Origin of the sequence: Lentisphaera araneosa HTCC2155 (genome assembly GCF_000170755.1) — a bacterium.
GTDB lineage: Bacteria > Verrucomicrobiota > Lentisphaeria > Lentisphaerales > Lentisphaeraceae > Lentisphaera > Lentisphaera araneosa.
Map to the genome: position 1 here is coordinate 1 of NZ_ABCK01000017.1, position 13,072 is coordinate 13,072.

Genomic DNA, 13,072 nt, shown 5'->3' on the forward strand with positions numbered 1-13,072 from the left:
GGTCGGCGGTTCAAATCCGCTCGAAGGCTCCACTTGAAAAAAACATTAGGTAAGGAAAACTTATAATGGCTAAAGAAACATTCGAAAGAACAAAGCCACACCTTAATATTGGTACAATTGGTCACGTTGACCATGGTAAAACAACTTTAACTGCTGCTATCTGCACTATCCTTGCTCACGCAGGTGGTGGTGAAGCTAAGGATTACGCTGCAATCGATAACGCTCCAGAAGAGAAAGCACGTGGTATCACTATCAACACTTCTCACGTAGAGTACGAAACTGCTAACCGTCACTATGCACACGTTGACTGCCCAGGTCATGCTGACTATGTTAAAAACATGATCACTGGTGCTGCACAAATGGACGGCGCTATCCTCGTAATCGCTGCGACTGATGGTCCTATGGCTCAGACTCGTGAGCACATCCTTCTTGCACGTCAGGTTGGTGTACCTTACATCGTAGTATTCGTGAACAAAGCTGACCAAGTTGACTACGACGAAGAGATGCTTGAACTCGTTGAAATGGAAGTTCGTGAACTTCTTTCTGAGTACAAATTCCCTGGTGATGATCTCCCAGTAATTCCTGGTTCTGCTCTTAAAGCACTTGAGTCTGCTGACTCATCTTCTGATGACGCAAAATGCATCATGGACCTAATGGCTGCTGTTGATGAATACATCCAAGAGCCTGAGCGCGCTGCTGACAAGCCTTTCCTTATGCCAATTGAAGACGTGTTCTCAATTGAAGGTCGTGGTACTGTTGTTACTGGTCGTGTTGAGCGTGGTATCATTAAAGTGAATGACACAGCTGACATTGTTGGTCTTGCTGACACTACACAAACTACTATCACTGGTATTGAAATGTTCCGTAAGCTTCTCGACGAAGGTCGTGCAGGTGAAAACGTTGGTGCACTTCTCCGTGGTGTTAAAAAAGAAGACGTACAGCGTGGTCAGATCCTTTGTAAGCCTGGTTCTGTAACTCCTCACACAAAATTCGAAGGTCAAGTCTACATCCTCTCTAAAGATGAAGGTGGACGTCACAAGCCTTTCTTCGCTGGTTACCGTCCTCAGTTCTACTTCAGAACGACTGACGTAACAGGTGTTATCAACCTCGAAGAAGGTCGCGACATGGTTATGCCTGGTGATGACCTAACAATTACAGCCGAGCTCATTCAGCCTATCGCTATGGAAGAGCAACTTCGTTTCGCTATCCGTGAGGGTGGTAGAACTGTAGGTGCAGGCGCTGTTACAAAAATCATCGCATAGGTCGTTACAATGGCACGCGAAATTGTAACTCTACAGTGTACTGAAACTGGCGAAAGAACTTACTCTACTACTAAGAATAAGACCAACACTCCTGGTCGTCTTGAGAAGAAGAAGTACAATCCCAAAGTTCGTAGACACACACTGTATAGAGAGACCAAGTAAAATTCAAAACTGCAGGAGAGTAGCTCAGCTGGTAGAGCATCGGTCTCCAAAACCGAGGGTCGCAGGTTCGAACCCTGTCTCTCTTGCCAGTTTTTTAAGTTAATCTGAGGAATAAAATGTCTAATCCAATTAGAAAAGTTAGTAAGTATACAATCGATGTCGTTGAAGAGCTTAAACGCTGTTCATGGCCAGGTAAATCAGAGTTGGTTCAGTCCAGTATTTTGGTTCTGATCACCTGTATTTTACTTGCAATATTTGTACAGTTTGCTGATGGCATTCTTCAGAAGCTTATTGAAGCAATCTAAACCGTCTTTTTCATCGGTAACTTAAGGTAATAAAGGAATCATATAAAAAATGGAAAAGCTCGGTCAATGGTACACGCTACAAGCTCTCTCCGGAAAAGAAAATAAAGCTCGTCAGGACTTAGAACGTCGCATTGAACAAGATTCAATGCAAGATTCAGTCCTCGAGGTTTTGCTTCCTACGGAGAAGGTGACTACTGTGCGCCAGGGTAAGAAAATTACCCAAAACAGAAAGTTCTATCCCGGTTACCTATTTGTCAATGTTGACCTGATTGACGAGAACGGGACTATGAAAGAAGATGTCTGGCATTTTGTCAAAAATACATACGGCATTATCAACTTCCTCGGTGGAGATAAACCTGTGCCTCTCTCAGATGATGAGATTCAGATATTAAGCGTCAGCTTGAGAAAACCGAAGATGTTGCTAAGCCAAAAGTTGAATACACTGTTGGTGAGATTATCAAAATCAAAGAAGGTCCGTTCGAAAGTTTCGAAGGGACTGTAACTGAGGTTGATATCGATCGCGGCAAGCTTCAGGTATCTGTTGTAATATTTGGCCGTTCAACTCCAGTAGAAGTTGAATACGATCAAGTAGAAAAAAATGACTTCGACTAGGTCCATTAGTCAAATTATTATCTGTTAAGGGAAGGATATGGCTAAAAAAGTAAAAGGTTATATAAGACTTCAAATTCCAGCTGGCAAGGCGAACCCGGCTCCTCCAGTGGGACCTGCGCTTGGTGCACAGGGTGTGAATATTATGGAATTCTGTAAAGCGTTCAACGCTCAAACTCAGAGCGAAGCGGGAATGATTATTCCTGTTGTGATTACAGTTTTTCAAGATCGCTCATTCACATTCATCACCAAATCGCCTCCCGCTCCTGTACTTATTAAAAAGTACGCTGGTTTAGCTTCCGGTTCACAAAAACCCGGTTCTGGATTTGTAGGTAAAATCTCTGTAGATCAACTCAAAGAAATCTATGAGATTAAAAAGAAAGATATGAAAGCAAACACAGAAGAAGCAGCCGTTAGAATGCTCGAAGGCACTTGCCGTAGCATGGGTGTGGAGGTTGTATCATGAAGCGTTCAAAACTTTATAATGCAAGACTCGAAAAAGTCGATATGAACAAAGCTTATGGCATCAAAGAAGCATTTGAGACTCTCAAATCACTTCCAGCTGTAAAGTTTGATGAATCTGTTGATATCGCTTTTAAATTGGGTATTGATACTAGACAGCCAGAACAAAACGTTCGTGGAGCTCTTTCGCTTCCAAACGGTACTGGTAAAAATGTCACAGTTGTGGTAATCGCAGACGGAAACAGTGCAGACGAAGCAAAAGCTGCTGGTGCTGACTATGCTGGTTTCGATGAGCTGATTGCAAAAATTAAAGATGGCTGGCTTGATTTCGACGTTCTTATTGCTACTCCGGCAGCAATGAGTAAAGTACGTACTCTTGGTCGCGCTTTAGGTCCACGCGGTTTAATGCCAAATCCGAAGACTGGTACTGTTACAGATGATGTAGCTGGTGCTGTTAAAGCTTCTAAGGGTGGTCGTGTTGAATATCGTGCAGACAAAGGTGGAGCAACTCACGTTCTCGTTGGAAAACTTTCCTTCGACGCTGACAAACTCACTGAAAACGCGCAAGCAATTGTTGAAGCAATTGTTAAAGCTCGTCCATCAGCTACAAAAGGCACTTACGTAGTAAGCTGCACTGTAAGTAGCACAATGAGCCCTGGTCTAAAAATTGATCTTAAGGACTTAGTGTAATTATGAGACAAGAAAAAACTATTCTCGTTGACCATATCCAAACGATTTTGGATGAGTCTAATAATTTCTTTCTTATCTCGTATATGGGACTGAATGTTTCACAGCTCGAAGAACTCAAAACTGAGTTGAAAGCTAATGAAGCTACACTACAGGTTCATAAAAATACGCTCATTAAGAAAGCCGCTGAAGGCAAGCCTTACAGTGACCTATCAAATTTAGAACTTACTGGCGGCACAGCAATTGTATGTGGTTCAGGCGAACCCGCTGATGTAGCCAAAACTATCAAGAAGTTTGCTAAAGCTAACGAAGTAGTTTCGTTTAAAGCAGCATTTGTTGATGGTGAAGTATTAGATGCAGAAACATCCGTTACCGTTGCGGATATGCTCACGAAAGATCAAGCCCGTGCTCAGTTGCTCGGTCTTCTCAATCAAGTGCCTACAAGCCTTGTTAGAGTTCTTAATGAGAAAGCAGCTACTATTGTTTACGTTCTTAACGCAATTGTCGAAAAAAATAAATAAAGGATTAATAAAATGTCTGAAGTTGTATTATCAGAAGCACACGAAGCACTCGTCAAATCTATCGAAGAAATGTCAGTACTTGAACTCACTACACTCGTTAAAGCTCTCGAAGACCGTCTCGGCGTATCTGCTGCTGCTCCAGTAGCTGTTGCTGCTGCTGGTGGCGCTGCTGCTCCTGCAGAAGCTGCAGAAGAGCAAACTGAGTTTGATGTAGTACTTGCAGCATACCCTGCTGACAAGAAAATCGCTGTAATTAAAGTTGTACGTTCTGCAACTGGTCTTGGTCTTAAGGACGCAAAAGATCTCGTTGAAGGCGCGCCTAAAACTGTTAAAGAAGCGGCTGCAAAAGACGAAGCTGACAAAATCAAGAAAGATCTTGAAGAAGCTGGTGCAACTGTTGAACTTAAGTAATTTAAGTTTAAACATAGCATAAAAAAACTCACAGTAGGGACCGGATTATTTCCGGTTCCTACTTTTCTTATTTTAATCCTTTAAGCCCGTGCAAGGTTACAACTTATGGCAATTCGTCAAAACTTTGGAAAACTTGAAGAAGTTATCGATACACCTGACTTGATTTCTGTTCAGCTTGAATCATTCAGAGAATTTTTACAGGAAACTACCAATCCTGATAGTCGTGAAAAAAAAGGTCTTCAAGAGGCTTTCAACGAAATTTTCCCGATTAAGAGCTTCGATGAAAACTGTATTTTAAATTTTGTCAAATATGAAATTGGCACCCCAAATGTGAACATGTATGATTGCCTAAAGGATGGCGAAAGCTACCAAGCTGGACTTCACGTTACATTCGAATTAGAAATTAAAGATGAAAACGGCAAATCCGAATTATTTGAAGAGCGCGTATTTATGGGTGATATCCCCGTAATGACCCCCCGTGCCACTTTCATCATTAATGGCGCAGAACGTGTAATTATCTCCCAGCTTCATAGAACGCCTGGTATCTGCTTTGAAGCAGGCAAATCTACAAGTAACAAAACACTTTATTCTTTCAGAATTATTCCAGATCGTGGTTCTTGGATGGAAGTCCAATATGACAACCATGACCTCATTTATATTTTCATGGATCGTCGTCGTAGACGTCGCAAATTCCTAATTAGTACTTTCCTCCGCGCTGTATATAGCGAAAGCAATTACGATCTTCTCGATTGTGTGTACGGTGTACAAAACGTCACTGTTGCGTCACTCGCAAAAGACGAAAGTACTCTTGCAGAAAAGATTCTCGTTGACGATATCACAGATGAAAATGGTACGCTCATTGCTAAGACTTTAGAGCCACTTTCATCTTCAATTCTTGACCTTGTTAAAGATGCAGGCGTTAAAAAGCTCGATATCGTTGATACTCACGAGCTCGGTACGACTTTCATCACTAACCTCGAAAAAGATCCTACGACTAATCGCGAAGATGCACTTAAGTACATCTACAAGAAAATGCGTCCTGGTGATCCAGCTAATATCGAGAATGCACAAGGTTTACTCAACCGTCTTTTCTTTGACCTCAAATCTTATGACTTGGGCAAAGTTGGTCGTTATAAGATTCAGCAGCGTTTACGCAATGCTTTTGATGGCGATCAGTTCAAATCTAAAGATTTACCTTTACCGACTGAGGAGCGTACATTAACGCCTTCCGACATGGTTGCAGCTACAATTACTCTGATGAAAATCAAAAATACTCACGGGCGAGTTGATGATATTGATCACTTGGGTAGCCGTCGTGTTCGTAGTGTTGGTGAACTCGTACAAAATCAATTCCGTTCAGGACTTAGCCGCACAGAGCGCCTTATTCGTGAGCGTATGACTCTTTATGATAAGAATAGCACGGCCATTATGCCTTCTAAGCTTATCAATCCTAAAGCACTTCAGAGTGTTGTTCGCGACTTTTTTGGTCGTTCACAACTTTCTCAGTTCATGGATCAAACTAACCCACTCTCAGAACTTACTGCAAAGCGTCGTCTTTCTGCATTAGGTCCAGGTGGATTAAGTCGTGAACGTGCTGGCTTCGAAGTTCGAGATGTTCACTCTTCTCACTACGGTAGAATTTGTCCTATTGAGACTCCAGAGGGACCAAATATTGGTCTTATTTCTTCACTTGCGTGTTACGCAAAAATCAACCCTTACGGTTTCCTAGAAACTCCTTACCGCAAATTCGTTGACGGTAAAGTGACTGAAGAGATCGAATACGTAACGGGCGATATTGAAGAAGATTTCGTAGTTGCTCAGGCAAATACAGTACTCAATGATGACAACACAGTTGCCGAAGCATACGTACTCGCTCGTACAGATGGTGACTCAGTCGAAGTTGAGAAAGATAAAATTACTCACATGGACGTTAGTCCAAAGCAGTTGATCTCTCCTGCTACAGGTTGTATCCCCTTCATTGAACACGATGATGCGAACCGCGCACTCATGGGGTCAAACATGCAACGTCAAGCCGTGCCACTCCTCAAGCCAGATTCACCACTCGTTGGTACAGGCATGGAAGCATTGGTTGCTAAAGGTTCTAGAGCCGTACTTACCGCTAAGGCTGATGGTATTGTTGCGAGTTCTGTGTCTGATAAAATCATCATCACTAAAGATGGCGTTTTAAAAGACGAAGAAGACCTTAAGCCTGAAAATATTTATAACCTCTACAAGTTCATGAGATCAAACTCTTCAACTTGTATGAACCAAAAGCCACTTGTTAAAGCTGGCGACGTCGTTAAAGCTGGCGATGTAATTGCTGATGGTTTCGGTACTGATAACGGTGAGCTTGCTCTCGGTCAAAACGTACTCGTTGCCTTCATGCCTTGGTGTGGTTACAACTTTGAGGATGCGATCATTATCTCTGAACGTCTAGTTCAAGATGACGTGTTCACTTCTATTCACATTGCTGAAGCGAGTATTCAAGCACGTGATACTAAGTTGGGCCCAGAAGAAATCACTCGCGACACACCAAATGTTGGTGAAGAAGCGCTCCGCAACCTCGGTCCAGAAGGTGTTATCCGTCTTGGTTCTGAAGTTGGACCTGGTGATATCCTCGTAGGTAAAATTACTCCTAAGTCAGAAACTGAACTTGCTCCTGAAGAACGTCTTCTCCGTGCAATTTTCGGTGACAAAGCTGCCGATGTGAAAGATTCTTCACTCTATGTTGCTTCTAGTACTTCTGGTATCGTGATGGATATTCGCGTAGACCGCAAAATCGATCCAACTAAAGCGGCTGTAACTAAGAGTGATCTTAAGCGTAAGCGTAAAGAAATTGATGCTGAATACAAAGTTCAGTACAATGAGTTCCTCGAAGATCTCGCTGAGAAACTCGGTGCAATCCTCTTAGGTTCTAAGCTTTCAAACGACATCGTCTCTAAAGATGGCAAAGAAACAATTATTGTCCCAGCTAATCGTAAGATCACGAAAGTTCTTCTTAGAAAACTTTCTGCTCAGCATGACAACTACACAATGGTTGACTCACCTGCAAAAGCTCAGATCGACGAAGTTATGGGTAACTTCAAACCACGTCTCAACGACATTCGTCTCCGTAACTCAGAGAAAATCGATCAACTCGCTGACGAAAACAGTCAAGAGCGCGGTGTTATAAAGTCAGTAAAAGTCTACATCGCTTCTAAGCGTAAGATCTCTGTAGGTGATAAAATGGCCGGTCGTCACGGTAACAAAGGTATTATTTCTAATATCGTACCAAAGTCTGACCTACCATTTATGAAAGACGGTACAGTTGTTGACATCATACTTAACCCGCTCGGTGTACCATCACGTATGAACGTTGGTCAGATCCTCGAGACTCACTTAGGTATGGCTGCTAATCGTATGGGTATCAAAATTGCTACTCCAGTATTCGATGGTTGCCCAGAGTCTATAATCAACGACATGCTAGAAGAAGTTGGTTACGATCGCGATGGTAAGGCACGTCTCTATGATGGTCGTACAGGTGATTCTTTCGACCAACGTATTACTGTCGGTATGATCTACATGCTTAAGCTTGATCACCTTGTGGTTAACAAAATTCACGCACGTGCGGTTGGTCCTTACTCGCTCGTTACACAACAGCCTCTTGGTGGTAAAGCACAGCACGGTGGTCAGCGTTTCGGTGAGATGGAAGTATGGGCACTCGAAGCTTACGGTGCCGCTTACACACTTCAGGAAATGCTCACAGTTAAATCCGATGACGTTGAAGGTAGAACTCGTATCTATGAGTCAATTGTTCGCGGTGACAATAGTTTAGTAGCCGGCTTGCCGGAATCATTTAATGTATTGATGAAAGAGATGATGAGTCTCTGTCTTGATATTCGTCTTAGAAAGGAATAGGAAATAATATGGAAAACGATATTCGTAGGAAATTATTCGCTGATGCCGGATCACGTGGTGGTACCAATTTCTCCCAGGTGACAATCAACTTGGCTAATCCGGACACCATTACTTCCTGGAGTAAAGGCGAAGTAAAAAACCCTGAGACAATTAACTACAGAACATTCAAGCCTGAAAAGGGCGGTTTGTTCTGCGAAAAGATTTTTGGTCCAACTAAGGACTGGGAATGTTCATGCGGTAAATTTAAACGTATCAAACACAAGGGCATTATTTGTGACCGTTGTGGCGTTGAAGTCACTAAGGCTCGCGTTCGTCGTGAGCGTATGGGTCACATCGATCTCGCTGTGCCTGTAACACACATTTGGTTCTTCAAATGTATGCCTTCACGTCTTGGTATGGTTCTCGATATGACTGCACGTAACCTCGAGAAAATCATTTATTACGAGGATTACATTGTAACTAATCCTGGCGATACGCCACTTCTTCCAAAGCAAATTCTTACTGATGCGGAATACCGCGAAAGTAAAGAGCTTTACGGCGATGATTTCGAAGCTTCAATGGGTGCATCTGCAGTCAAAGAACTTCTTTCACAAATCGTTCCAGAAGATCTCCTCGAGCAACTTAAGGGTGAAATGGCTGCGACTCGCTCAAAAGCTAATCACAAAAAGATTGCTAAGCGTATGCGTCTCATGGAAGGTTTCATTGCAAACAACTCACGTCCTGAGTGGATGATCATTGAAACACTCCCAGTAATCCCACCAGATTTACGTCCTCTCGTGCCACTCGATGGTGGTCGTTTTGCGACATCTGACTTGAATGACCTTTACCGTCGTGTTATCAACCGTAATAACCGTTTGAAGAATCTTCTTCACTTGCGTACTCCGGACGTTATCGTTCGTAATGAGAAGCGCATGTTACAAGAAGCGGTTGACTCACTCCTTGATAATGGTCGTCATGGTCGTGCTGTAACAGGTGCTTCTAACCGTCAGCTTAAATCGCTTTCAGATATGCTTAAAGGTAAGCAAGGTCGTTTCCGTCAGAACTTACTTGGTAAGCGTGTTGACTACTCTGGCCGTTCTGTAATTGTTGTTGGTCCTGAGCTTAAACTCCACCAGTGTGGTATTCCTAAGCAAATGGCTATGGTTCTTTTTGAGCCCTTCATTATCCGTAAGTTGAAAGACAATGGCGTAGCACACACAGTACGTGCAGCGAAGAAAATGATTGAGCGCGGTGCTCCTGAAGTATGGGATGTACTTGAGTCAGTGACGAAAGGTCACCCAGTTATGCTTAACCGTGCTCCTACTCTTCACAGACTTTCTATCCAGGCTTTTGACCCTGTGTTGATCGAAGGTAAAGCACTTCGTATTCACCCACTCGTTTGTACTGCATATAATGCCGACTTCGATGGTGACCAGATGGCTGTACACGTACCGCTTTCAAACGAAGCTCAGCTCGAGTGTAAACTCTTGCTTCTTTCTCCTAATAATATTCTTTCCCCTGCCAATGGTAAGCCACTCTGTACGCCAACTCAAGATATGACTCTTGGTTGCTACTACGTTTCTTACTTATCAAAAGCAGCAGAGATGCGCGCCAATCACTTACGTGAGTTTGATGCAGCAGCTAAAGCTTATTACGCAGCGCCTAAGCACACTAAGAAAGAAAAGAGAATTTTTGACGAGTTCCTCGGTGACATGAGAACAGTTAAATACTTCGATAAATTTAGTGATGTTCTTTGGGCACTTGAAAAAGGTAGCGTCAAATTACATGAGATTATCAAGTACAAAAACCCTGATTTTGGTACTGAAACTACTTGGGGTGACAAGGATCTTAAATTCCTCGTTACAACTCCTGGTCGTTGTGTCTTCCACCAAATCTGGGATGACAAACTTGGTTTCCTCAATAAAACTGTTACTAAGAAAACTCTTTCCGACATGATTAACGACGCTTTCGAAATCATTGGTCGTGCAAAAACTGTAGAAGTTATTGACGAGCTCAAAAAGAACGGTTTCGCTTACGCAACTAAATCTGGTTTCTCTGTAGCTACAGATGACATGATTATTCCTGATGAAAAGCAGGGCATGGTTGACGAAGCAATGGCTGAAGTTGAAGAAGTACGTCAGCAGTATAAAAAAGGTGTTATCACCAATAACGAACGCTACAACAAAATTATTGATATTTGGACGCACTGTAACTCAATAGTTGCGAAAAAGCTTTTCCAAACTATCGAACTTAATAATGGTCAAGACGAGATTAACTCTGTATTCGCAATGATGGATTCAGGTGCTCGTGGTTCTAAAGACCAAATCCGTCAGCTCGCAGGTATGCGTGGTCTTATGGCTAAACCATCAGGTGAAATTATTGAACGTCCAATTCTTTCAAGTTTCCGTGAAGGTTTAACTGTACTCGAATACTTTATCTCATCTCACGGTGCTCGTAAAGGTCTTGCCGATACTGCACTTAAAACTGCGGACTCGGGTTACATGACTCGTAAGCTTGTTGACGTATCTCAAGATGTTGTTATCTCCGAAGAAGACTGTGGTACTGCTAAAGGTATCCAAGTTGCTGCAATTCGCGTAGGTGATGAAGTGAAGATTTCTCTCATTGACCGTATCGTAGGTCGCGTATCTGTAGATGATATTCACGACCCACTCGCTGAAGGTGACAAAGACGCTTTCATAGTTAAATCTGGTGAAGTTATTGATAAGCACATTGCTAAAGACCTCGAAGACCGCGGTATTGAAGAAGTTAGAATTCGTTCAGTACTGACTTGTGAATCTGATCGTGGTGTTTGCTCAAAATGTTATGGTATCCTTCTTGCTAGCACTAACATTGCTCAGAAAGGTGATGCAGTTGGTATTATCGCAGCGCAATCAATTGGTGAGCCTGGTACACAGCTTACTATGCGTACATTCCACGTTGGTGGTACAGCATCGACTGCCTATAAGCAACCCATGATTAAGCCTAAGTCTGCTGGTACTGTTACCTATATTGACGCGCGTTTGGTCGGCCAAGAAGATGGTAGCCACGTTGTCGTTAATAAAAATGGTAAACTTGCCATTGTTAATGCAAACGGCGTTTATGAAGAAGAGCACCAACTCGTCCCTGGTACACAAGTATTCAAGAAAGAGGGTGATTCGGTTAAAGTTGACGAAATGATCGCTCAGTGGGACCCGTACAATGTTCCGATTATCACTGAAACTAAAGGTCGCGTACACTTCATTGACCTCGTTGACGGTGTAACTTTGAAGCGCGAAATTAACGCGGCTTCTGGTGAAGAAGAAAACGTTGTTCTTGAACACCGTGATGACCTTCACCCACAATTATCTATTGTTGACGCGGAAGGCAATATGCTCGCTCACTACTCAATGCCTAACGGTGCACACATTATCGTTGAAGAAGGTTTTGATGTTGTAGCTGGTGAAGTACTTGCTAAAATCCCACGTCAATCAGCAAAAACGAAAGATATTACTGGTGGTTTACCACGTGTTGCTGAAATCTTTGAAGCTCGTCTTCCAAAGAATCCAGCTGTTATCGCACCAATCGATGGTTACATCGAGTTCGGTCGCGTTAGCAAAGGTAAGCAGCAGCTTACGCTTAACGATCCAGAAAATAATCTTTCAGAATCTATATTGATTCCAACTACTAAACGTATCATCGTTCACAATGGTGAATTTGTACGCAAAGGTTCAACTATCACTGATGGTTCTCCTGTGCTGCAAGATATGCTTGAAGTATGTGGTGCTCAAGAACTTCAGGAATACCTCGTTAACGAAGTTCAAGATGTATACCGTACTCAAGGTGTTGAGATCAATGACAAACACGTTGAAATTGTCGTTCGTCAAATGCTTAGAAAAATCCGTATTGCCGATTCTGGTAGTACTGCTTTCCTCGCTGGTGAACAGGTTGATAAGAAAGCTTTCGAAAAAGAGAACGAGCGCGTTCTTGCCGAAGGTGGACAGCCTGCTGAAGGTGTACCGGTATTACTCGGTGTTACCAAAGCATCTCTCGAAACCGATAGTTTCATTTCTGCAGCATCCTTCCAGGATACAACTCGTATCTTAACTGATGCAGCAACTCTCGGTAAAGTGGATACTCTCGAAGGCTTTAAAGAAAATGTAATCATGGGTCACCTCATTCCAGCTGGCACTGGTATTGAGCAAGCTCGCGACATTAAAGTTGTTAAAGTTGGTCATGTTGAAATCGTCGCTGATATTGACGAAGACGCCGACGACGAGTTCAGCCTTTTACAGTCAACAAACGAGATGCTCAGCCTCGACTAATAAATTATGGGAGTCGGCTTGCAAAAGCCGACACCTACGCTAACCTATCGAACTTTTTTTTGAAAAATAAGTTTAAATACGAATTAAGGAATTGTTAATGCCTACTATTAACCAACTTGTAAGAAAAGGGCGTAAACGTAAAGTTACTAAAAGTACTTCACGCGCTCTTGACAACTGCCCTCAGCGTAGGGGAGTTTGCGTTCAGGTTATGACCAGAACGCCTAAGAAGCCAAACTCGGCTTTACGTAAAGTAGCTCGTGTACGTCTCACTAATGGTGAAGAAGTTTCAGCATACATCGGTGGCGAAGGCCACAACCTCCAAGAACACAGCGTTGTACTTGTTCGCGGTGGCCGTGTTCGTGACCTTCCAGGTGTACGTTATCACGTTGTTCGTGGTGCTCTTGACTGCCTCGGTGTAGACAAGCGTGGCCAAGGTCGTTCTAAATACGGCGCTAAGAAGCCTAAGAAAGGATAAG

12 protein-coding genes and 1 tRNA gene are annotated in these 13,072 nt (G+C 42.9%); all 13 read left to right on the forward strand.

Translation table 11 applies throughout. The features are described from left to right. The first annotated feature begins 65 nt into the window (after nucleotides 1-65). The 13 genes from tuf to rpsL all read left to right on the forward strand — a co-directional run bounded on the left by tuf (nucleotide 66) and on the right by rpsL (nucleotide 13,071). On the forward strand, nucleotides 66-1,262 hold the full coding sequence (tuf, locus tag LNTAR_RS16120; protein ID WP_007279802.1) for an elongation factor Tu: 1,197 nt from the start codon (nucleotides 66-68) through the stop codon (nucleotides 1,260-1,262). Between the two features lie 9 nt (nucleotides 1,263-1,271). Then, nucleotides 1,272-1,424 carry a 50S ribosomal protein L33 gene (rpmG, locus tag LNTAR_RS26705; protein ID WP_083800061.1) on the forward strand — a complete coding sequence of 51 codons (153 nt, stop codon included), beginning with the start codon at nucleotides 1,272-1,274 and terminating at the stop codon, nucleotides 1,422-1,424. 13 nt (nucleotides 1,425-1,437) lie between these two features. Next, nucleotides 1,438-1,513, forward strand: a tRNA-Trp gene (locus tag LNTAR_RS16125). Nucleotides 1,514-1,540: 27 nt separating this feature from the next. Continuing rightward, a complete protein-coding gene (gene secE / locus LNTAR_RS16130) occupies nucleotides 1,541-1,729 on the forward strand; it encodes a preprotein translocase subunit SecE (protein WP_007279803.1) in 189 nt (62 codons plus the stop codon). Between the two features lie 49 nt (nucleotides 1,730-1,778). Then, nucleotides 1,779-2,231 (forward strand): transcription termination/antitermination NusG family protein, encoded by a 453-nt coding sequence (locus tag LNTAR_RS16135; RefSeq protein WP_007279804.1) that lies wholly within the window; start codon nucleotides 1,779-1,781, stop codon nucleotides 2,229-2,231. After that, nucleotides 2,192-2,341 (forward strand): hypothetical protein, encoded by a 150-nt coding sequence (locus tag LNTAR_RS28465; RefSeq protein ID WP_420798221.1) that lies wholly within the window; start codon nucleotides 2,192-2,194, stop codon nucleotides 2,339-2,341. Before LNTAR_RS16135 ends, LNTAR_RS28465 begins: the two co-directional genes overlap by 40 nt. A gap of 37 nt (nucleotides 2,342-2,378) precedes the next feature. Then, entirely contained in the window at nucleotides 2,379-2,804 is a 426-nt protein-coding gene (rplK, locus tag LNTAR_RS16140; RefSeq protein ID WP_007279805.1) for a 50S ribosomal protein L11, read from the forward strand. Then, complete coding sequence (gene rplA, locus LNTAR_RS16145) at nucleotides 2,798-3,490, forward strand: 50S ribosomal protein L1 (RefSeq protein ID WP_040915132.1); 693 nt, start codon at nucleotides 2,798-2,800, stop codon at nucleotides 3,488-3,490. Before rplK ends, rplA begins: the two co-directional genes overlap by 7 nt. 2 nt (nucleotides 3,491-3,492) lie before the next feature. Next, nucleotides 3,493-4,008, forward strand: coding sequence for a 50S ribosomal protein L10 (gene rplJ, locus LNTAR_RS16150; protein ID WP_007279807.1), 516 nt, complete (start codon nucleotides 3,493-3,495; stop codon nucleotides 4,006-4,008). Nucleotides 4,009-4,020: 12 nt separating this feature from the next. After that, the gene (rplL, locus tag LNTAR_RS16155) at nucleotides 4,021-4,419 is read left to right on the forward strand and encodes a 50S ribosomal protein L7/L12 (protein ID WP_007279808.1); all 399 of its coding nucleotides are present in this window, start codon (nucleotides 4,021-4,023) and stop codon (nucleotides 4,417-4,419) included. A gap of 105 nt (nucleotides 4,420-4,524) precedes the next feature. Beyond that, nucleotides 4,525-8,316 carry a DNA-directed RNA polymerase subunit beta gene (rpoB, locus tag LNTAR_RS16160; RefSeq protein WP_007279809.1) on the forward strand — a complete coding sequence of 1,264 codons (3,792 nt, stop codon included), beginning with the start codon at nucleotides 4,525-4,527 and terminating at the stop codon, nucleotides 8,314-8,316. Between the two features lie 8 nt (nucleotides 8,317-8,324). Beyond that, entirely contained in the window at nucleotides 8,325-12,596 is a 4,272-nt protein-coding gene (rpoC, locus tag LNTAR_RS16165) for a DNA-directed RNA polymerase subunit beta' (protein WP_007279810.1), read from the forward strand. 97 nt (nucleotides 12,597-12,693) lie between these two features. Then, a complete protein-coding gene (gene rpsL, locus LNTAR_RS16170) occupies nucleotides 12,694-13,071 on the forward strand; it encodes a 30S ribosomal protein S12 (protein ID WP_007279811.1) in 378 nt (125 codons plus the stop codon). Nucleotide 13,072: the final 1 nt, after the last annotated feature.